This window comes from Mesorhizobium sp. M0011 (genome assembly GCF_040324155.1).
Taxonomy (GTDB): Bacteria; Pseudomonadota; Alphaproteobacteria; order Rhizobiales; family Rhizobiaceae; genus Mesorhizobium.
Genome location: NZ_JAMYVQ010000001.1, coordinates 486,129 through 506,919 on the forward strand (window position 1 = coordinate 486,129; position 20,791 = coordinate 506,919).

General features: G+C 63.6%; 15 protein-coding genes. 12 read left to right on the forward strand and 3 right to left on the reverse strand.

The features are described 5' to 3' along the window. Positions 1 to 5: 5 nt before the first annotated feature. The 12 genes from NKK51_RS02335 (at position 6) to NKK51_RS02390 (ending at position 15,238) form a co-directional block, all read left to right on the forward strand. The gene (locus NKK51_RS02335) at positions 6 to 695 is read left to right on the forward strand and encodes a hypothetical protein (RefSeq protein ID WP_352550946.1); all 690 of its coding nucleotides are present in this window, start codon (positions 6 to 8) and stop codon (positions 693 to 695) included. Further along, positions 692 to 1,015 (forward strand): hypothetical protein, encoded by a 324-nt coding sequence (locus NKK51_RS02340; protein WP_352550947.1) that lies wholly within the window; start codon positions 692 to 694, stop codon positions 1,013 to 1,015. The genes NKK51_RS02335 and NKK51_RS02340 overlap by 4 nt, the downstream gene beginning before the upstream one ends. 103 nt (positions 1,016 to 1,118) lie before the next feature. Continuing rightward, the gene (locus NKK51_RS02345) at positions 1,119 to 2,015 is read left to right on the forward strand and encodes a class II glutamine amidotransferase (protein WP_352550949.1); all 897 of its coding nucleotides are present in this window, start codon (positions 1,119 to 1,121) and stop codon (positions 2,013 to 2,015) included. A gap of 4 nt (positions 2,016 to 2,019) precedes the next feature. Next, the gene (locus NKK51_RS02350; protein WP_128302431.1) at positions 2,020 to 2,745 is read left to right on the forward strand and encodes a GltB/FmdC/FwdC-like GXGXG domain-containing protein; all 726 of its coding nucleotides are present in this window, start codon (positions 2,020 to 2,022) and stop codon (positions 2,743 to 2,745) included. A 6-nt stretch (positions 2,746 to 2,751) separates the two neighbouring features. Further along, on the forward strand, positions 2,752 to 4,080 hold the full coding sequence (locus NKK51_RS02355; protein WP_023808740.1) for an FMN-binding glutamate synthase family protein: 1,329 nt from the start codon (positions 2,752 to 2,754) through the stop codon (positions 4,078 to 4,080). Between the two features lie 63 nt (positions 4,081 to 4,143). After that, on the forward strand, positions 4,144 to 5,451 hold the full coding sequence (gene glnT, locus NKK51_RS02360; RefSeq protein ID WP_023808741.1) for a type III glutamate--ammonia ligase: 1,308 nt from the start codon (positions 4,144 to 4,146) through the stop codon (positions 5,449 to 5,451). Positions 5,452 to 5,487: 36 nt separating this feature from the next. Next, positions 5,488 to 6,741, forward strand: coding sequence for a sarcosine oxidase subunit beta family protein (locus tag NKK51_RS02365; protein WP_352550950.1), 1,254 nt, complete (start codon positions 5,488 to 5,490; stop codon positions 6,739 to 6,741). A gap of 17 nt (positions 6,742 to 6,758) precedes the next feature. Beyond that, on the forward strand, positions 6,759 to 7,034 hold the full coding sequence (locus NKK51_RS02370; RefSeq protein WP_352550951.1) for a sarcosine oxidase subunit delta: 276 nt from the start codon (positions 6,759 to 6,761) through the stop codon (positions 7,032 to 7,034). Then, a complete protein-coding gene (locus NKK51_RS02375) occupies positions 7,034 to 10,015 on the forward strand; it encodes a sarcosine oxidase subunit alpha (protein ID WP_352550952.1) in 2,982 nt (993 codons plus the stop codon). The genes NKK51_RS02370 and NKK51_RS02375 overlap by 1 nt, the downstream gene beginning before the upstream one ends. Beyond that, positions 9,993 to 10,637: a sarcosine oxidase subunit gamma gene (locus NKK51_RS02380; RefSeq protein WP_352550954.1), complete on the forward strand. Its 645-nt coding sequence runs from the start codon at positions 9,993 to 9,995 to the stop codon at positions 10,635 to 10,637. Before NKK51_RS02375 ends, NKK51_RS02380 begins: the two co-directional genes overlap by 23 nt. A 137-nt stretch (positions 10,638 to 10,774) precedes the next feature. Continuing rightward, positions 10,775 to 13,144: a trimethylamine N-oxide demethylase gene (locus tag NKK51_RS02385; protein WP_352550956.1), complete on the forward strand. Its 2,370-nt coding sequence runs from the start codon at positions 10,775 to 10,777 to the stop codon at positions 13,142 to 13,144. Positions 13,145 to 13,528: 384 nt separating this feature from the next. Then, the gene (locus NKK51_RS02390) at positions 13,529 to 15,238 is read left to right on the forward strand and encodes a trimethylamine N-oxide permease (RefSeq protein ID WP_023808746.1); all 1,710 of its coding nucleotides are present in this window, start codon (positions 13,529 to 13,531) and stop codon (positions 15,236 to 15,238) included. Between the two features lie 68 nt (positions 15,239 to 15,306). Here NKK51_RS02390 and NKK51_RS02395 read toward each other — a convergent pair whose 3' ends face one another. From NKK51_RS02395 to NKK51_RS02405, 3 genes are all read right to left on the reverse strand, one after another. Beyond that, the gene (locus NKK51_RS02395; protein WP_352550958.1) at positions 15,307 to 18,453 is read right to left on the reverse strand and encodes an efflux RND transporter permease subunit; all 3,147 of its coding nucleotides are present in this window, start codon (positions 18,451 to 18,453) and stop codon (positions 15,307 to 15,309) included. Between the two features lie 199 nt (positions 18,454 to 18,652). Next, on the reverse strand, positions 18,653 to 19,804 hold the full coding sequence (locus tag NKK51_RS02400; protein WP_352550959.1) for an efflux RND transporter periplasmic adaptor subunit: 1,152 nt from the start codon (positions 19,802 to 19,804) through the stop codon (positions 18,653 to 18,655). Positions 19,805 to 19,862: 58 nt separating this feature from the next. Then, positions 19,863 to 20,468: a TetR/AcrR family transcriptional regulator gene (locus tag NKK51_RS02405; protein WP_352550961.1), complete on the reverse strand. Its 606-nt coding sequence runs from the start codon at positions 20,466 to 20,468 to the stop codon at positions 19,863 to 19,865. Positions 20,469 to 20,791 lie beyond the last annotated feature (323 nt).

Here is a 20,791-nt window from a genome sequence, read left to right on the forward strand (position 1 = left end):
AGAAAATGTCCGAGGTGACATCAGCACTGCTGGCAGGGGCCATCGTCCTGGCTGTCGTTCTCCACTTTGCCCGGCAGGCGCGTGCCAGCCGCAGCAGGGCATCGATGGCGCTCGCCGTTGAGCAAGGCCGCATCCGCACAGTCATCGCCGACGCTGCCAATGTTTCGGATGGCACCGCCGGCGTCATCACCTGGGAAGGATCCTGGAACAGCAAACGTGTCCAGGTGCGCACCATCGTCGATACGCTGGCGACGCGAAAACTGCCGGCGCGCTGGCTCAGTGTTTCGATCACCGAAGAGGTCGCGGTGCCGGCGACGTTCGACATGATGATGCGGCCGGGATCGCCGACGACCTTCTCCAATTTCGATCATCTCGAGCACACGCTGCCGAAGAGCTCAGCATTTCCGGCTGAGGCCGTGTTGCGGACCGATCGCAGGGGCGTCCACTTCCCACTGGAGACCATCGCCGGCCACCTCGGGATTTTTTCCGAAGGGCGCGCCAAGGAACTGCTGATCACCCCGAAAGGGGTACGCATCGTGTGGCTGCTGGCCGAAGCCGAACGGGCGCGTTATGGCGTCTTTCGGCAGGCCGAATTCGGCGACGCCACACTCGATCCCGCGCTGATCGAAAGACTGCTGGTGTCGGTGTCGGCGCTTCGCGACGCCATCAACAAAAGCGAACGGCAAGCCGCATGACCATTCCCACCACGGCACCCACCAACCCCTATCTGGTTCTCGGCGCCGCAATCGTGCTGCCGGGAAGCGGGCACGTCATTCTCGGCGTGCCGGTGCGCGGCCTGCAGTTCCTTTTCTTCATGGTGATCCTGGCATGGGTGACGGCCAAGATCGCACCGTCGGATGCCAGTTTCGTCGGCCGTCATGCCGGCGGCTTTCTCATCTATGCCTTGTCGATCCTCGACGCCTACAAGATTGCGCGCATTCGCACCGCCAAATGGGTTCACAATGCCGGGCGAGACGGCGACAGTGCGCAGAGCGGCATTGGGCCGCATACGTAACTAGAGGAATATTTTTTTCATATGATTGAATTTATGGGACTCATTCGATACATCATCTCTTAGCTACAAACGATCTCTCCGCTACAAACACCGGGAGGCTGACATGTGTGGAATTGTCGGACTGTTTTTGAAGGACAAGTCGCTGGAACCCCAGCTTGGTGCGATGCTGTCGCAGATGCTGATCTCGCTCAGCGATCGCGGTCCCGACAGCGCCGGCATCGCCATTTATGGCGCGCCTTCCAAAAATGAGGCCAAGATCACCATCCAGTCGGCCAGGCCCGACCGTGATTTCCGCGGCCTCGAAGCCGAACTCGCCAAGGCTATCGGCACACCGGTGACGATCGCGGTGAAATCCACCCATGCGGTCGTCAGGACCACGCCCGCCAAGATCGATGAAGCGCGCGAGGCCATCCAGACGCTGCGTCCCGACATCCGCATCATGGGCGCCGGCGACGTTGTCGAGATCTACAAGGAAGTCGGCCTGCCCGAGGCGGTCGTCGATCGCTTCGACGTCCGCAAGATGACCGGCACGCATGGCATCGGCCACACCCGCATGGCGACCGAATCGGCGGTGACGACGATGGGCGCGCATCCGTTCTCGACCGGCGCCGACCAGTGCCTGGTGCACAATGGCTCGCTGTCCAACCACAACAATGTCCGCCGCGAGCTGATCCGCGAAGGCATGACCTTCGAGACCGAGAACGACACTGAAGTGGCCGCCGCCTATCTTTCGTCGCAGATGGCGCATGGCAAGAATCTCGGCGAGGCGCTGGAAGGCACGCTCTCCGATCTCGATGGCTTCTTCACCTTCGTCGTCGGCACCAAGAACGGTTTTGGCGTGGTGCGCGACCCGATCGCCTGCAAGCCCGCCGTCATGGCCGAAACCGACCAGTATGTCGCCTTCGGCTCGGAGTATCGCGCGCTGACCAAGCTGCCTGGCATAGACAATGCGAGGGTCTGGGAACCCGAACCCGCAACCGTCTATTTCTGGGAGCATTGAATTCATGCCGGCAACCACGCTTTCAAAGACCGCGGCGCACGACCCTCGAGTCTTCGATCTCGACCAGCTGTCGTTGCGCGAACTCAACCAGGCGCTGCACAATCTGGCGCCCGGCTCGAACGAAACGGCATGGGAAGTGCTGAACCCGAAAGGCAGCCACTCGGTCGCCGTCGGCGTCGACCAGCCTGTTGCCATCGATGTGCGCGGCAGCGTCGGCTATTACTGCGGCGGCATGAATTCCGGCAGCACCATTACCGTGCATGGCTCGGCAGGCCCTGGCGTCGGCGAGAACATGATGTCGGGCTCGATCACCATCAAAGGCGACGCCAGCCAGTATGCCGGCGCCACCGGCAAGGGCGGCCTGCTGGTCATCGAAGGCAATGCCTCGTCGCGCTGCGGCATCTCGATGAAAGGCATCGACATCGTCGTGCACGGCAATATCGGCCACATGTCGGCTTTCATGGCGCAGTCGGGCAATCTGGTGGTGCTGGGTGATGCCGGCGACGCGCTGGGCGATTCCATCTACGAGGCGCGGCTCTTCGTGCGCGGCAAGGTCGACAGCTTGGGTGCCGACTGTATCGCCAAGGAGATGAGGGCCGAGCATCTGGAATTGCTGCAGGGCCTGCTCGACCGCGCCGGCGTGACCGGCGTCAAGCCGGCGGAGTTCAAGCGCTACGGCTCGGCGCGTACCCTCTACAATTTCAATATCGACAACGCCGACGCGTATTGAGGCAGCATGACCTATCGCAACCCGCCGACGACGCCGCGCAAATCCGCGACCTTCGACGACTACACGCTTTCCGAGATCCGCCGCGCCGCGGCGACCGGCATCTATGATATCCGTGGCGCCGGCGCCAAGCGCAAGCTGCCGCATTTCGACGACCTCCTGTTCCTCGGCGCCTCGATCTCGCGCTATCCGCTCGAAGGCTACCGCGAGCGCTGCGACACATCAGTCGTGCTCGGTTCACGCCATGCCAAGAAGCCGATCGAGCTGAAGATCCCGATCACCATCGCCGGCATGAGCTTCGGCTCGCTGTCGGGGCCCGCCAAGGAAGCGCTCGGGCGCGGCGCCACACTGTCGGGCACCTCGACCACTACCGGCGATGGCGGCATGACCGAGGAAGAGCGCGGCCATTCCAAGCAGCTGGTCTATCAATACCTGCCGTCGCGCTATGGCATGAACCTGCGCGATCTGCGCCGTGCCGATGCGATCGAAGTCGTCGTCGGCCAGGGCGCCAAGCCGGGTGGCGGCGGCATGCTGCTTGGCCAGAAGATTTCCGACCGCGTCGCCGAAATGCGCACGCTGCCGAAGGGCATCGACCAGCGCTCGGCCTCGCGCCATCCGGACTGGACGGGTCCCGACGATCTCGAGATCAAGATCCTTGAATTGCGCGAAATCACAGACTGGGAAAAGCCGATCTACGTCAAGGTCGGCGGTGCCCGGCCCTATTACGATACCGCGCTTGCGGTGAAGGCCGGCGCCGATGTCGTCGTCGTCGACGGCATGCAGGGCGGCACCGCAGCCACCCAGGAAGTGTTCATCGAAAATGTCGGCATGCCGACGCTTGCCTGCATCAGGCCGGCGGTGCAGGCGCTGCAGGATCTCGGCATGCACCGCAAGGTGCAGCTGATCGTCTCCGGCGGCATCCGCAACGGCGCCGATGTCGCCAAGGCGCTGGCGCTCGGCGTCGACGCGGTCTCGATCGGCACGGCGGCACTCGTCGCGCTCGGCGACAATGACCCGCGCTGGGAGGCAGAGTACAACGAGCTCGGCACCACGGCCGGCGCCTATGACGACTGGCACGAGGGGCGCGACCCCGCAGGCATCACCACGCAGGACCCCGAACTGATGAAGCGGGTCGACCCGGTGGCCGCCGGACGCCGGCTGGCGAACTACCTCAAGGTGATGACGCTGGAAGCGCAGACCATCGCGCGTGCCTGCGGCAAGAACAGCCTGCACAATCTTGAACCCGAGGACCTCGTCGCCCTGACGATCGAGGCAGCCGCCATGGCCGGCGTACCGCTGGCCGGCACCAACTGGATACCGGGGAAGAACGGCTTCTAATCAATGAAGGGCCGAAGCCCACACGCTCTGGGGCCACAATCGACAAAAAAATGGGGAACTTCCGTGACAGTTGATCTTGCTGAATTCGCAAGGGCGAAAAACGTCAAATATTTCATGATTTCCTACACTGACCTGTTCAGTGGCCAGCGTGCCAAGCTGGTGCCGGCGCAAGCCATCGCCGACATGCAGAAGGATGGCGCCGGCTTTGCCGGTTTCGCCACCTGGCTTGATCTGACGCCAGCGCATCCCGACATGCTGGCGGTGCCGGACCCGGACTCGGTGATCCAGCTGCCGTGGAAGCCGGAGGTCGCCTGGGTCGCCGCCAACTGCATCATGGACGACAAGGAGGTCGACCAGGCGCCGCGCAACACGCTGAATCGGCTGATCGCGGAAGCTGCCAGCGACGGCATGCACGTCAAGACCGGCGTCGAGGCCGAATTCTTCCTGATCTCGCCCGACGGCAAGACGATTTCCGACGAATACGACACGGCCTCAAAGCCCTGCTACGACCAGCAAGCGGTGATGCGCCGCTATGACGTCATCGCCGAGATCTGCGACCACATGCTGGCGCTCGGCTGGGGCGCCTACCAGAACGACCACGAGGATGCCAACGGCCAATTCGAGATGAACTGGGCCTTCGACGACGCGCTGGCGACCGCCGACAAGCACTCGTTCTTCAAATTCATGGTCAAGTCGATCGCCGAGAAGCACGGCCTGCGCGCGACGTTCATGCCCAAACCCTTCCAGGGCCTGACCGGCAATGGCTGCCATGCCCATATCTCGGTCTGGGACAAATCGGGCAAGACCAACGTCTTCGCCGACAATGCGATGGAGCTTGGCCTGTCGGCCAAGGGCCGGAATTTCCTCGGCGGCATCATGAAGCATGCTTCCGCGCTGGCCGCGATCACCAACCCGACGGTCAATTCCTACAAGCGCATCAACGCGCCGCGCACCATTTCGGGCGCGACCTGGGCGCCGAACACGGTGACCTGGACCGGCAACAACCGCACCCACATGGTGCGCGTGCCCGGCCCCGGCCGCTTCGAACTGCGGCTGCCGGATGGTGCTGCCAACCCTTATCTGCTGCAGGCGGTTATCATCGCCGCCGGCCTCGACGGCATCCGCTCGAAGGCAGATCCCGGCAAGCGCTACGACATCGACATGTACCAGCATGGGCACACGGTGAAGGGCGCGCCAAAACTGCCGCTCAATCTGCTCGACGCGCTGCGCGAGTTCGACAAGGACAAATCGCTCAAGGCGGCGCTGGGTGAGGAATTCTCGTCGGCCTACCTAAAGCTGAAGCACCAGGAATGGAATTCCTATGCTTCGCACTTCACGCAATGGGAGCGCGACCACACGCTGGATATCTGACCACCAGCGCGGTGCGAGCGACCTCGGAATGAACTGATGAAATATTCGATCTTCTCGCTCGCCCGTGCTGCCCTCTCCGGCCACAAGAACTGGCAACGCACCTGGCGTGACGCCACGCCGAAGGATCGCTACGATGTGGTGATCATCGGCGGTGGCGGCCATGGCCTTGCCACCGCCTGGTTTCTCGCCAGCGAGTACGGCATCAAGAATGTTGCCGTGCTCGAAAAAGGCTGGATCGGCTCCGGCAATGCCGGCCGCAACACCACCATCATCCGCTCCAATTACGGCCTGCCAGGCAATACCGGCTTTTACGAATTGTCGATGAAGCTGTGGGAGCGGATGGAGCAGGACCTCAACTACAATGCAATGGTCAGCCAGCGCGGCGTCATCAACCTCTACCACTCCGACGCGCAACGCGACGCTTATGCGCGGCGCGGCAACACCATGCGCATCAACGGCATCGACGCCGAACTGCTCGACCTCGCTGCCGTCAAGAAGATGATACCGTTCCTGAACTTCGACAATGCGCGCTTTCCCGTGCAAGGCGGGCTGTTGCAGCGACGCGGCGGCACGGCGCGGCACGATGCTGTTGTCTGGGGCTATGCGCATGCGGCGAGCGAACTCGGCGTCGACATCATCCAGAATTGCGAAGTCACCGGCTTCGTCAGGGACGCCAATGGCAAGGTGACCGGCGTCGAGACGTCGCGCGGCAAGATCGGCGCCGGCAAGGTCGGTATGGCTGTTGCCGGAAGTTCATCGCGCGTCGCGGCGATGGCCGGCCTGCGCCTGCCCATCGAAAGCCATGTGCTGCAGGCTTTCGTCTCCGAGGCGATCAAGCCGCTCATCCCCGGCGTCATGACCTTCGGCGCCGGTCATTTCTACGTCAGCCAGTCCGACAAGGGCGGGCTGGTGTTCGGCGGCGACATAGACGGCTACAATTCCTACGCCCAGCGCGGCAACATGCCTGTCATGGAGGACGTCTGCGAGGGCGGCATGGCGCTGATGCCGATGATCGGCCGCGTGCGTCTGCTGCGCCAGTGGGGCGGCATCATGGACATGTCGATGGACGGTTCGCCGATCATCGACAAGACGCCGGTCGACGGGCTCTATCTCAACGCCGGCTGGTGCTATGGCGGCTTCAAGGCGACGCCAGGCTCCGGCTTTGTCTTTGCCCACCTTCTGGCCCGCGATGAATCGCACGAAGAAGCCGCGCGGTTCCGCCTCTACCGGTTCCGGACTGGCGCCGTGATCGACGAAAAGGGCCAGGGCGCCCAACCGAACCTGCATTGAAGGCGGTCTAGAAGAGCATGCGCATTGTCTGTCCCTTCTGCGGCGAACGCGAACTCGGCGAGTTCACCTATCTCGGCGACGCCAAGCCGGTGCGGCCGGTGGCCGGCGCCTCCGAAGACGAAGTCTTCGACTATGTCTATCTGCGCGACAATGTCGCCGGCGAGACCAGCGAACACTGGTACCATGGCGGCGGCTGCCGGGCCTGGCTGAAGGTCACCCGCAACACGCTGACGCATGAGATTTCCGCGGTTGAGCCGGCGGCTGGCGCCGGCGCCGCCAAGGTTGGTGCGTGATGGCCGGCGCGCAGACACACCGGCTCGGCAAGGGCGGTCTGATCGACCGCTCGGCACCGCTGAACTTCCGTTTCGACGGCAAGGCTTTCTCCGGCTTCCAGGGCGACACGCTCGCCTCGGCGCTGGTCGCCAACGGCGTCAAGCTGGTCGGCCGTTCGTTCAAGTATCATCGCCCACGCGGTATTCTCACCGCCGGTTCGGAAGAACCCAACGCGCTGGTCGAGTTGCGCACGGGCGCGCGGCGCGAGCCGAACACCAAGGCGACGACGGCCGAACTCTATGACGGGCTCGAGGCCGCCAGCCAGAACCGCTGGCCGTCGCTGCGCTACGACGTGATGTCGGTCAACCAGCTGTTCGCGCCGATCTTCGTTGCCGGCTTCTACTACAAGACCTTCATGTGGCCGGCGAAATTCTGGGAAGCGATCTACGAGCCGGCGATCCGCCGCGCCGCCGGTCTTGGCCGTGCCGCCGGCGTCGCCGATCCCGACCACTACGACAAGGCCTGGGCACATTGCGATGTGCTGATCGCTGGCTCCGGCCCGACAGGTCTGGCCGCGGCATTGGCAGCCGGCCGCGCTGGCGCCCGCGTCATCCTGTGCGAGGAAGATTTCACGCTCGGCGGCCGTCTGCTGTCGGACGGCGGCACCATAGACGGCCTGCCGGCAGCCGCATGGCTTTCGAAGACGTTGGACGAACTCGCGGCAATGTCTGATGTCCGCATCATGACCCGCACGACGCTGTTCGGCGTCTATGATGGCGGCACCTATGGCGCGATTGAGCGGGTCAGCGATCACCTGCCCTCACCGCCCGAGCACCAGGTGCGCCAGCGCCTGTGGCGGATCGTGGCCAAACGTTGTGTGGTCGCGGCCGGCGCCATCGAACGGCCTATCGTCTTTGCCGGCAACGACACACCCGGCGTGATGATGGCCTCCGCCATGCGCACCTATGTCGCGCGCTACGCCGCAACGCCGGCCAAACGCATCGCGCTGTTCACCAACAACGAGGATGGCTGGCGCACGGTCGAGACGGCACTCGGTGCCGGCCTGCAGATCGCGGCGGTCATCGATGCACGGCCCGAAGTATCGCCGGCGCATCGTTCGCTGGCCTCCAAGGGCGGCTTCCCGGTGCTGCACGGTTCCGTCAGCGGCGTCGATGGCGGCAAGGATGGCGTCAGGAAAATCGCGGTCTCGCTCACCGGCGGCGCGCGCGCCGAGGTCGAAGCCGACGGCCTCGCCGTTTCAGGCGGCTGGAACCCGGCGGTCGGGCTGACCTCCTTCCATCGCGGCCGGCCGAAATGGAGCGACGACATCTCCGCCTTCGTGCCGGATGGCGCCCCTCCAGGCATGGTTGCCGTGGGCGCCGCCAATGGCGATTTCGGCCTCGGCGCCTGCCTGAGCCACGGGTTTGCAGCCGGCGCGGCAGGGGCGCGTGACACGGGGCACAACGACAAGGCGGGCATCGCACCTGTCGCCGACGACGAGGCTTTTTCGCTGACGCCGCTCTGGCATGTCGCCGGCAAGGGAAAAGCCTTTGTCGATTACCAGCACGATGTCACCGCTTCCGATATCGAGCTCGCCCAGCGCGAAGGCTTCGAATCGGTCGAGCACCTGAAGCGCTACACGACGCTTGGTATGGCCACCGACCAGGGCAAGACCTCGAATGTCGCCGGCCTCGCCATCATGGCTGCGGTCAGCGGCCGTTCGATCCCCGAGACCGGCACGACGATCTACCGGCCTCCTTACGTGCCCGTCGCCATCGGCGCCTTCGCCGGCCATCACCGCGACGAGACTTTCCATGCGACGCGGCTGACGCCGTCGCATCACTGGGCGGCCGAACAGGGCGCCGTCTTCGTCGACACCGGCCTGTGGAAGCGGGCGCAATGGTATCCGCGCGCCGGCGAGAAGGACTGGCTGGAATCGGTGACCCGCGAGGTCAAGGCGGTGCGCGGCGGCGTCGGTTTCTGCGATGTCTCGACGCTGGGCAAGATCGACGTGCACGGCCCCGATGCCGGCGCCTTCCTCGACCGCGTCTATATCAACACCTTCTCCAGTCTTGCGGTGGGAAAAGCCCGCTACGGGCTGATGCTGCGCGAGGACGGCATCGTCTATGACGACGGCACGACGTCGCGGCTGGCCGAGGACCACTATTTTCTCACCACCACCACGGCCAAGGCCGGGCTGGTGATGCAGCATCTCGAATTCTGCCGCCAGGTGCTCTTCCCGGAGCTCGACGTGCAGCTCACTTCCGTCTCCGACCAGTGGGCGCAATTCTCGATCGCCGGGCCGAAGACACGCGACCTGCTCAGGGAAATCGTCGACCCGGCCGAGGACCTTTCCAACGAGGGTTTTCCCTTCATGGGCGCACGCGAAGTGACATTGCGCGGCGGCCTCAAGGCGCGGCTGTTCCGCATCTCGTTCTCAGGCGAGATGGCGTTCGAGATTTCGGTACCGGCGCGCTTCGGCGATGCCATGGCGCGCAATCTGATGCTGGCCGGAGCGCCATTCGGCGTGACGCCCTACGGCACCGAGGCGCTCGGCGTCATGCGCGTCGAAAAGGGCCACATCGCCGGACCGGAACTGAGCGGCACGACGACGGCGGCCGATCTCGGCCTCGGCAAGATGATGTCGACCAAGAAGGATTATATCGGCCGCGTCATGGCCGGACGCGAGGCGCTGGTGGCGCCGGATCGCCAAGTCGTCGTCGGCATCAAACCGGTCGACAAGGCACGCCGGCTGCGCTCCGGCGCACACATCATCCCGAAGGGGCAGACGCCCGGCCCCGGCAACGACCAGGGCTATGTCACCTCGGTCTGCTTCTCGCCGACGTTGGATCAGTGGATCGGGCTCGCGCTTGTCGAACGCGGCCGCGAGCGCATCGGTGAGATCGTCCATGCGCATGACCCGCTGCGCGGTGAAGACTATGACGTCGAACTCTGCAATCCCGTCTTCTACGACCCGGATGGAGGACGCCAGCGTGGTTGATTTTTCCTGGACTCCTCGCAGTCCGCTAGAAAAGGCGCTTGTCACCGGTGCGCATGGTGCACGCGGTATCGAGGCCGGAGTCTCGCTGACCGAGATCCGGAACTTCGATCTCGTCCAGGTGATGGCGCGGCGCGGCACAGCGGCCGATCTGGCGAAAGCGGCCAAGGCCCGCTTCGGCGTTGCGCCACCGGATGCGCCAAAGGCGTTGCAAACTCCGGACGCCACGCTGATCTGGTCAGGGCCGGATCAGTTCTTCGTGCTGTCGAAGGGCGGCAAGCACGCGATGGACACACTGGCGCCTTCATTATTCGGTCCCGCCTCGCTGTCCGACCAGTCGCATGCGCGCGCCCTGATCAGCATTTCCGGATCGAAGGCACGAACCATGCTGGCCAAGCTGTCGTCGATCGATCTGCACGCGGGAGCATTTCCGATTGGTGCCGCCGCTGCGACGTCGATGGATCACACCAGCGTCACGCTCTGGCGCGGGAATGATCGGCCGGATGGGCAGGCGGTGTTCAACGTTCTGGTGTTTGCGACGTTTGCCGAGAGCCTTTGGCATACGATGCTGGATTCGGGCGCGGAGTATGGTGTGGCGATCAGCCATTCTGAAGATTTGGCGTAGCGCTGCGCTCTTCCTTCTCTCCTTGTGGGAGAAGGAAGAAGTGCGCTTCGCCTTGCCAAACGCACGCGCACTGCTATTCTTGCAGCTAAAATAATTTCACACACAGGCAAACTTGTTTCTCGAACCGCAAGGCTGAGATGAGCCAGTCGCCCTACCCCGCAATTGCTGCCGGACCGCCCCGGCCGAGCCTCATCCTGAGGCCCGGCCAGATCGCGCTGCCGCCGGGCATGGAGCGTTATACGATCCAGGGCAATGGCGCGGTGCTCATCGAGATCGAAGCCGGTGACACGATCACCGTGCGCAATGTCGAGGGTGGCCAGGCCTGCGAGCTGCTGGCCTGGGACAGGACCGGCGCGACCGATCCCGGCATTTTTGGGGAAGCATCAAACAGCAACGCTGCCGGCATCAAGGCGTTGCTCGTAGAGAGTGACGACAGTCTCGCCTCGCTGCGGGGCGGGCTCGCGCGCCGGCAGGTGCAGCTTGACCATGCCAAGGCGGTGCGGGTGTTCGGCGCCACTACGCCTGCCGGTACAGAACAAACATTCACGGTCACGCGTGACGGCTCAATGCTGATTGCGGCCCCCGGCGGGCCGATGCTGGTCGACGGTCACGACACGGCGACGCCGCTGACCGCCATCGTTCGCCGCGCCACGATCCGCCCGGCGGCGAAATCGCAGTTGGCGGACCCGCTGGCCGACCCGGTGCTCGATTTGCGTGTCCATTCGGCGACGGCGGAGGCCTATTTCGTCAAGGCCGGTGACTATCTGCAGATCATCGATGTCGACGGCCGCCAGTGCACCGACTTCCAGTGCTTTTCGGCGCGCAAGCTGGACAGGGGACTGGATCATCCGCTCGACGTGACGACAACGCGCACGCTGGTGGGTGCGAGCTACCCGATGCCCGGCCTGCATTCCAAATACTATGACCAGGACATGGAGCCGCTGGTCGAGGTGGTGCAGGACACATGCGGTCGGCACGACGCCTTCGCGCTCGCCTGCGCCGCCAAATATTACGACGACATCGGCTATCCCGGCCACACCAACTGCTCTGAGAACTTTAATCGCGCGTTGTTGGACAAAGGCGTCACGCCCCGCGCCGGCTGGATGGCGATCAACTTCTTCTTCAACACCGCGATCGACGCGCATGGCGTCATGGTGTCCGACGAGCCGTGGTCGCGGGCGGGCGACTACGTGCTGCTGCGGGCGCTCACCGACATCGTCTGCGTTTCCTCCGCCTGCCCCGACGACACGACGCCGGCCAATGGCTGGAACCCGACCGACATCCATGTGCGGACCTATTCCGGCCAGCACAAATTCTCGCGAGCGATCGCCAGACGCATGACGCCCGATTCGGAACCGAAAATGACCCGCGAGACAGCTTTTCATTCGAGCTTTGCCAAGCACACCCGCAACTTCGGCGAGTACAGGGGCTATTGGCTGGCCAATTCCTTCGCCAAGGACGGGCCGATCGCCGAATACTGGGCCTGCCGGCAGGACGCGGTGATCATGGACCTGTCGCCGCTGCGCAAGTTCGAGGTTACCGGTCCGGATTCCGAAGCGCTGCTGCAATACACGCTGACCCGCGACGTCAAGAAGCTGGGCGTCGGCCAGGTGGTCTACTCGGCGATGTGCTACGAGCATGGCGGCATGGTCGACGACGGCACCCTGCTGCGGCTCGGCAAGGACAATTTCCGCTGGGTCGGCGGCGACGATCTGTCCGGCGAATGGCTGCGCGAGACGGCCGCCAAGCTGGGTCTCAACGTGCTGGTGCGCTCGTCGACCGACCAGATGCACAATGTCGCCGTGCAGGGTCCGAAGAGCCGCGACATCCTGCGAGAAGTGATCTGGACTTCGCCATTGCAGCCATCGATCGACGAACTCGAATGGTTCCGCTTCGCCGTCGCCCGCATTGGTGGCGGCAACGGCATTCCGGTCGTCGTCTCGCGCACCGGCTATACCGGCGAGCTCGGCTACGAGATCTGGTGCCATCCGCGCGACGCCGGAAAAGTGTTCGACGCCATCTGGGAGGCCGGCCAGCCGCATGGGCTGAAGCCGATGGGGCTGCAGGCGCTGGACATGGTGCGCATCGAGGCCGGGCTGATCTTCGCCGGCTACGAATTCTCCGACCAGACCGACCCGTTCGAGGCCGGCATCGGCTTCACCGTGCCGCTGAAGAGCAAGACCGACGATTTCATCGGCCGCGAAGCGCTGATCCGCCGCAAGGAGCACCCGCAGACGAAGCTGGTCGGCCTCGACATCGAGGCCAATATCGACGTCGGCCATGGCGACTGCGTGCATGTCGGCCGCGCCCAGATCGGCGTGGTCACGTCGGGCATGCGTTCTCCGATGCTGAACAAGACCATCGCGCTGGCCAGGCTCGACGTCACCCATTCAGCTGTCGGTACCGAGGTTGAGATCGGCAAGCTCGACGGCCATGCCAAGCGGCTGCCGGCGCGCGTCGTCGCCTTCGCCCACTACGATCCGCAAAAGACCAAACCACGCTCCTGACGGCCTTCCAAGACGGTGAGGCCGTGCTGGCAGTCGGTGATAGGAATTTTTTCTTGACCCGCTGAGGGCAGCTATGCTACATATTCGTCCATGGTGCTGATTTGCGCCGCGACCCGCCTCCGGCGGGTTTTTCGTTTCCAGACCCCTGGTCCTTTTCCGAACAATCCTGCCCGCCAGTGTGAAGCTGACATGTTTCGCAAGCGGGATGTGCACGGCGCGACAATTCGCTTGACGTGAAAGCGCGCCGGATCAATCTTCACTGTTAAGAAAAAAATACGACTGAGTGGAAACACCGGCAGTCGATCAATGCATGCGTCGATGGTGAAGCCTCGCGAAGCCGCGGCGGTCACGAACGGGGAACATCAAAATGGGGAACAAAGACATATGAGCACGATAGTGACTGTCCTGGAGCCGCTTGCCGAAGGCAAATTGCACCGAAATATCGACTGGCGGGGCGCCTTCTGGGTGGCGAGCGGCGTGCCTGCCCTCGTCCTGTTCTCGATCGGCGGCATTGCCGGCACGACCGGCACGCTGGCCTTCGCGATCTGGATCTTCTCCATGATCATGGGCTTCCTGCAATCCTTCACCTATGCCGAAATCGCCGGCCTGTTTCCGAACAAGTCGGGCGGCGCGTCGATCTACGGCGCCACCGCATGGCTGCGCTATTCCAAGTTCATCGCGCCGCTGTCGGTGTGGTGCAACTGGTTCGCCTGGTCGCCGGTGCTGTCGCTCGGCTGCTCGATCGCCGCCGCCTATATCCTCAACGCGTTGGCGCCGGTGCCGCTGTTCACCGATGCCTCGCCCGAAGTCGTCGCCTATATCGCCGCGCATGCCGGGACGAGTGCCGCCGACGCCATCACCGCGGTGACCGCCGCGGCAACGCCGGTGATCCGCAACTGGACGCTCTACAGCCACACGCTGGGGCCGGTCTCGTTCACCCTCAACGCGACCTTCTTCATCGGTGCGGTGCTGATGCTGATCATCTTCGCCATCCAGCATCGCGGCATCCTCGGCACTGCCAACGTGCAGAAATATATCGGCCTGCTGGTCATCATCCCGATGCTGATCGTCGGCGTGGTGCCGATCGTCACCGGCCAGATCAACTGGGCGAATTTTTCGCCGCTGGTGCCGCTGGCGGCCGCCTATGCGCCCGAACCCGGCGCCTGGAACATTGCCGGCTGGACGCTGGTGCTTGGCGGCATGTTCATCGCCGCCTGGTCGACCTACGGTTTCGAGACCGCCGTCTGCTACACCTCGGAGTTCAAGAACCCGGGCACCGACACGTTCAAGGCGATCTTCTATTCCGGCCTTTTGTGCATGCTGCTGTTCATCCTGGTGCCGTTCACCTTCCAGGGCGTGCTTGGCCTCAACGGCATGCTGGCGACACCGATCGTCGACGGCTCCGGTGTCGCCGACGCGCTGGCCGGCATGGTCGGCGGCGGCGCACTGATCCACAGCCTCTTGGTGATGCTGATGATCCTGGCTCTGGTTCTGTGCATCATGACCGCCATGGCCGGCTCTTCGCGCACGCTCTACCAGGGCTCGGTCGATGGCTGGCTGCCGCGCTATCTCAGCCACGTCAACGAACATGGCGCGCCGACGCGGGCAATGTGGACCGATCTCGTCTTCAACCTGATCGTGCTGGCCATCGCCTCTGCCGACGCGACGAGCTTCTTCTTCATCCTCGCCGTGTCGAACTGCGGCTATATCATCTTCAACTTCCTCAACCTCAACGCCGGCTGGATCCACCGCATCGACAACGGCCATATCGCCCGGCCCTGGAAGGCGCCGAGCTGGTTGCTCGGCGTCGGCGCGATCTTCGCCTATGTCAACATGATCTTCATGGGCGCGGGCGCCAAGGTGTGGAACCCGATGGCGCTGTGGGCCGGCCTGATCACGGCGGCCCTGATCATCCCGGTGTTCTGCTTCCGCCACTATATCCAGGACAAGGGCAAATTCCCCGACCATATGCTGGCCGATCTCGGCATGACGGGGGCCGACCTCTCGGTCAAAAAGGCGGGCATACTGCCCTATCTGACCCTGGTCGCCGGCGTGGTGGTGATGCTGCTCGCCAACTGGTTCTTCGTCATCTGACCTCGTAAAAATGACAAGGATCGGGCGCGCTTCGGCGCGTCCGATCCTTTTCGACTGGCGTGATCGATCTATTCGGCGGCCAGCGCCAGTTGCGGCTTTTCGGCTTCCTGGCTCAGTTCCAGATCGTCCGTCCGTCCCTCCGCGCCGCGCTTCTTCGGCTCCCGGCCGAAGAACAGGGCGTAACCGGCCGGCAGGACCAGGATGGTCAGCACCGTGGCAACCAGGATGCCGCCCATCATGGCGTAGGCGAGCGGACCCCAGAAGACACCGCGCGAGATCGGGATCAGCGCCAGCACCGCCGTCAGCGCCGTCAGCGTGATCGGCCGGAAACGGCGAACGGCCGAACCGATGATCGCCTCGTAGCGGTCCATGCCCGCGGCGATGTCCTGGTCGATCTGGTCGACCAGGATGATCGAGTTGCGCATGATGATGCCGAGCAGCGCGATGACGCCGAGAATGGCGACGAAGCCGAACGGCGCGCCGCTGATCAAGAGTGCCGCGGCAGCACCGATAATGCCAAACGGACCGGTCGCCAGCACCAGCATCGCCTTGCCGAAGTTCTGCAGCTGGATCATCAAAAGCACGACGATGACGGCCAGCATGATCGGCGCCTTGGCGGCGATCGAAGCTTGGCTTTCCGCCGAATCCTCCGCACCGCCCTGGATCTCGACCTTGTAGCCGGGCGCCAATCCGTCACGCAGGCCCTGCATATCCTTGTACAGTTTGGTGACGACGTCATTGGACTGCACGCCGTCGGGCAGCGTTGCCCGCACACTGATGGTCGGCAGACGGTCGCGGCGCCACTCGATGCCTTGCTCCAGCACCGGCACCACCTTGGCAACCTGCGACAGCGGCACGAAGCCACCGAAGTCGGTCGGGATATAGACCGAGTCGACCGAGGACAGCAGGCTGCGGCTGGCATCCGGCTCGCGGGCGACGATGGACACCGTCTCCTCGCCGTCGCGGAAGTCGTCGAGCGGCGCGCCGGACATCGCCGCCTGCAGCATCTGGCGGATGCGCTGCGAGGTGACGCCGAGTGCGCGGGCACGATCCTGGTCGATGACCAGCTTCATCGCCGGAACCGGCTCCAGCCAGTCATCATGCACGGCGCCAAGCAGCGGATCCTCGCGGAACTTCGCCTTCACCTGGTCGGCGATGCGGCGCACCTCCTGGCGATCCGGCCCCATGACGCGCATCTGCACCGGCCAGCCGGTCGGCGGGCCGAGGAACAGACGATCGACTTTGGCACGGATGGATGGGAAGTCTTGCGCCAGGACGGTGCGCAACTTGACGATCAGCCGTTCGCGGGCCGGTTCGTCATTGGCCATGACGAGCAGCTGGGCGAAGTTGGGGTTGCTCAGCTGCTGGTCGAGCGGCAGGAAGAAGCGCGGCGCGCCTTCGCCGATATAGGTGGCGATGAAACGCTTGTCCTTGTCGTCCATCATCTTGGTTTCGAGCGCCTTGGCCTGCGCCTCGACTTCCTTGATGCTGGTGCCTTCCGGCAGCCAAAGGTCGACAAGGATTTCCGGCCGCGACGATTGCGGGAAGAAGTTCTGCGGAATGAACTGGAAAGCCCACAGGCTGGTGCCGAAGGTGACCAGCGTCATCACCAGGACGATGATGCGATGGCGCACGGCCCAGCTGACGGTAGCACGAAGCCGGCGGTAGAAACGTGTGTCGAAGACATCGTGATGGCTGCCGGCATGCTTGCGCTGCTTGAGGATCATGTTGCCGAGCCATGGCGTGAAATAGACCGCGACGAACCAGGAGACGATCAGCGCGATGCCGACGACATAGAACAGGGTGCGGACATATTCGCCGGCGGTGGAGGCCGCGAAGCCGACCGGAATGAAGCCGGCTGTGGTGATCAGCGTGCCGGTCAGCATCGGGAAGGCGGTCGAGGAATAGGCGAAGCTCGCCGCCTCGACCTTGACCATCCCCTCCTCCAGTTTGCGCTCCATCATCTCGACGACGATCATCGCGTCGTCGACCAGAAGACCGAGCGCGATGATCAGCGCGCCGAGCGAGATGCGCTGCAGGTCGATGCCGAGTTCGTACATGATGGCGAAGGTCGCAGCCAGCACCAGCGGGATGGCGATGGCGATGACCAGGCCGGAACGCCAGCCTATCGACAGGAACGAGACGACGAGCACGATCAGCAGCGCTTCGCCAAGCGCATGCATGAACTCGGCCACCGCATCGGTGACGACGCCGGGCTGGTCGGAGATCTGGTCGACCGCAACGCCGTAGGGCAGCGCCTCTTCGAAGCGCTTGTAGGTGGCCTCGACATCCTTGCCGACGTCGGTAACCTTGAAGCCCTTGGCCATGACGACGCCCAACTGGACGCTGTCGTGACCGTTGAAGCGGTATTTGCGCTGGAACGGATCTTCCAGCCCCGAGGTCACCGTGGCGATGTCGCCCAGCCTTGTGACCTGTCCGCCGGCGCGCAGGCGCAGGTTCCGGATATCCTCGACCTTGCCGACATCGCCCTCGACGGAGATGCGCACCGAATTGGTGCCGGTATCGACGGAGCCGGCCGGGTCGACATTGTTCTGTCCCTTGATCGCATTCTGCAGATCGGTCAGCGTCAGGCCGCGTTCGGCCAGGGCCTTGGACGAGACGTCGATATAGAGCTTTTCCGGCTGGTCGCCGATGATGACGGCCTTCTCGACGCCGGGCGTCGTCAAAAGCATGTCGCGCGCCTGGATGGCGAACTTCTTCAGCTCGGGATAGCTGAAGCCATCGCCGCTGATCGAATGCAGGGTGATGAAGGTGTCGCCGAATTCGTCGTTGAAATACGGGCCGAGCAGGCCCTGCGGCAGGTCGCCCTGGATATCGCCGACCTTCTTGCGCACCTGGTAGAAGGCGTCGTTCACCTCGGCGGTGTTGGTGTCGCCCTTGATCTGCACGGTGATGATGGCGCTGCCGGCGCGGGTGAAGGAGCGCACGAAATCGAGATGCGGCGTTTCCTGCAGCTTGCGTTCGATCTTGTTAACGACCTGGTCTTCCATCTCCTTGATCGAGGAGCCCGGCCAGATTGCCTGGACGACCATGACCCGGAAGGTGAAGTCGGGATCTTCCTTCTGGCCCATGCGCATCAGGCCGAGCGCGCCGGAAATGATGATCAGGCCGAACAGGAACCGCGCGATGGCGGGATGGCCGATTGCCCAACGCGACAGGTTGAAGGGCCGCTTCTCTTCCGTGGAATTGGTCATCGACGCTGGTCCATCTATCTAGCGCAACAAAATCGAGGGTTCGTAGTGGCTTCCGGGCGGCAAGGCTCTCCGAGCGGAGAAGCACTCATCGCGGTGGGACGCGAAATCGATGTGGGGGTTACATCAATCGAGCGTCTCGGTCGGGCGCCTGCCGCCCGGAAACCAGCGACTGCGGGAACGCGCAGCCGGTTGTCTGTCGTCAGCGCACCTGCTTGGCGTCGCCGTCTGCCGCGGATGCCGATTGCAGCGCCGTCTCACCGGCGAGCTTCACCTTCAGGTTTTCCGTCATGAATTGCGTGCCGGCGGCGACCACGACATCGCCGGGGTTCAAACCCTCTGCGACACGCACCCCATCGGCGGCGAACTCGGCGACCTTGATCGGGCGGGCATGAACGGTGTCGGCGCCACGATCGACGGTCCAGACGATCGATTGGGTGCCTTGCTCGGCCAGTGCGCTCAGCGGGATCGAGACCAGCTGCCGCTCATTGGCCGCCGAGGCTTCGATGCTGGCGGTCATGCCGAGCAGCACACGCGGATCGTTGGGCAGGCTGACGCGGACGGCAAAGGTGCGTGACTGCGGATCGGCGCTGCCGGCGACTTCGCGGACCTTGCCATCGAGCGCCAGCGCATCGTCGGACCAGAAGCCCGCCTTGACGGCCTTGCCCGGCTTGAATTCGGCGATTTCCATTTCGGGGACGGCGATCAGCACTTCCTTTTCCCCGTCGACAGCGACAGTAACAACCGGCGTGCCGGAACCGACCACCTGGCCGACGTCGGCGCTGACCGTGGTGACGATGCCATCCCTGTCGGCCTTGAGATCGGTATAACCGACCTGGTTTTTCGCCTGAGCAAGTGTCGAAAGGGCGGAATCACGCGTGGCGACCGCTTGGTCATAGGTCAAGATCGCCTGTTCGAGTTGTGATTTCGGGGCAAAATTCTTGGCAAAAAGCTGCTCGGCACGCTTGCGGGCAAGCTCCACGGTCTCGACCTGCCGCTCGGCGGCATCGAGCGCTGCCTGCGCGCTCTTGACCGAAAGGTCGTAGTCAATGGGATCGATGCGGGCGAGCACATCGCCCGAGGCCACATGCTGGCCGATATCGACGAGGCGCTCGGTGATCTTGCCATTGACGCGGAAGGCCAGAGCGCTCTCGGTGCGGGCCCGCACCGAGCCGGAATAGGAGAGCGTGCGGGTGTCGTGCACCTTCGCGATCTCGACAACCTTGACGGGACGGATGATATCCTTGACTTCGGCTTTTTCCTGGCTGCAGCCGGCAAGCCCGAGAGTGGCGGTGACAAGCAGCACCGGGCCTACAGCCGGCAGCCTGCCGATGATTGAACTGAACGAAGACACGCGCGTACTCCCGAAAAATGGAGATGAATCGTTGAAACCGGCGCCCGGCGGGCGGAGGCTACTTCAAGGCCTTGATTGCATAGTCGATGAGGTCGTCAGGCATTGCCCGGTTGGTCTTGGCAAGGCATTGCGCCACCATCTGCGGATGACACAGGATGACGGTCGCGGCGCCGAAACAGCGAGACGCGATCACCGGATCCTGTTTTCTGAACTCACCGGCCTCGATGCCGTCACGAATGATTTCCGCAAACAGGTCGTGAATGCTGTCGACATGCTTGTCGATCACACCCCAATCCCGTTCGAGGGCGACGATGACCATCTCGTGGACCTTCTGGTCGTCGAGCATGACCTCCATCGTCATCTTGTATTGCGCATGCACGTAACGCCGGAGCCGCTCCTCGGCGCTGATCGGCAGGCGCGAAATCTCGAAGGCCATCTTGTAGCTGGCGCCGAGCATCCGGCCGCAGACGGCCTGGTGGATTTCGACCTTGGAGGCGAAGAAACGATAGATGTTGGCCGGCGACATGCCGAGCTCACGCGCGATGTCGGCGACATTGGTCTTGCCGTAGCCATAGTGCCGGAACAGGCGCTCGGCGCAATCGAGAATGCGCGTTACATTTTCCTGTCGGGCGGCTTCGGCGACTATGGTGGCGGCTTCGGACATGATCCTCTGTCAATTTACGAGTGACGAATTTCGATTTTCGTCACTCGTAAATTGAAAAGAGCGGCCTGTCAATGCGGATTCGATGTACGCGTACGAATGGTGACAGATGGTGACAGATGGTGACAGTGAGAAGGTGGAATCGACGATCGCTATTAGCGGCTGGCCCTGATGAATTCGTCATCCTAGGGCGAAGCAAGGAGCGAAGCGACGCGGCGCAGACCCTAGAGCGGTTCACGGCTTGATGGAATCGAAGGGGATTCCCGATTTGTCTGTTTTGTGATTCAAGATGCTGGCTGGAGTGGAGGCCAGCATCTGATGACCCG

Bases quoted from the DNA above. Each gene is read 5' to 3' on its own strand.
- NKK51_RS02335 (WP_352550946.1), top strand. From the start codon at position 6: ATGTCCGAGGTGACATCAGCACTGCTGGCAGGGGCCATCGTCCTGGCT.
- NKK51_RS02340 (WP_352550947.1), top strand. From the start codon at position 692: ATGACCATTCCCACCACGGCACCCACCAACCCCTATCTGGTTCTCGGC.
- NKK51_RS02345 (WP_352550949.1), top strand. From the start codon at position 1,119: ATGTGTGGAATTGTCGGACTGTTTTTGAAGGACAAGTCGCTGGAACCC.
- NKK51_RS02350 (WP_128302431.1), top strand. From the start codon at position 2,020: ATGCCGGCAACCACGCTTTCAAAGACCGCGGCGCACGACCCTCGAGTC.
- NKK51_RS02355 (WP_023808740.1), top strand. From the start codon at position 2,752: ATGACCTATCGCAACCCGCCGACGACGCCGCGCAAATCCGCGACCTTC.
- NKK51_RS02365 (WP_352550950.1), top strand. From the start codon at position 5,488: ATGAAATATTCGATCTTCTCGCTCGCCCGTGCTGCCCTCTCCGGCCAC.
- NKK51_RS02370 (WP_352550951.1), top strand. From the start codon at position 6,759: ATGCGCATTGTCTGTCCCTTCTGCGGCGAACGCGAACTCGGCGAGTTC.
- NKK51_RS02375 (WP_352550952.1), top strand. From the start codon at position 7,034: ATGGCCGGCGCGCAGACACACCGGCTCGGCAAGGGCGGTCTGATCGAC.
- NKK51_RS02380 (WP_352550954.1), top strand. From the start codon at position 9,993: ATGGAGGACGCCAGCGTGGTTGATTTTTCCTGGACTCCTCGCAGTCCG.
- NKK51_RS02385 (WP_352550956.1), top strand. From the start codon at position 10,775: ATGAGCCAGTCGCCCTACCCCGCAATTGCTGCCGGACCGCCCCGGCCG.
- NKK51_RS02390 (WP_023808746.1), top strand. From the start codon at position 13,529: ATGAGCACGATAGTGACTGTCCTGGAGCCGCTTGCCGAAGGCAAATTG.
- NKK51_RS02395 (WP_352550958.1), bottom strand. From the start codon at position 18,453: ATGACCAATTCCACGGAAGAGAAGCGGCCCTTCAACCTGTCGCGTTGG.
- NKK51_RS02405 (WP_352550961.1), bottom strand. From the start codon at position 20,468: ATGTCCGAAGCCGCCACCATAGTCGCCGAAGCCGCCCGACAGGAAAAT.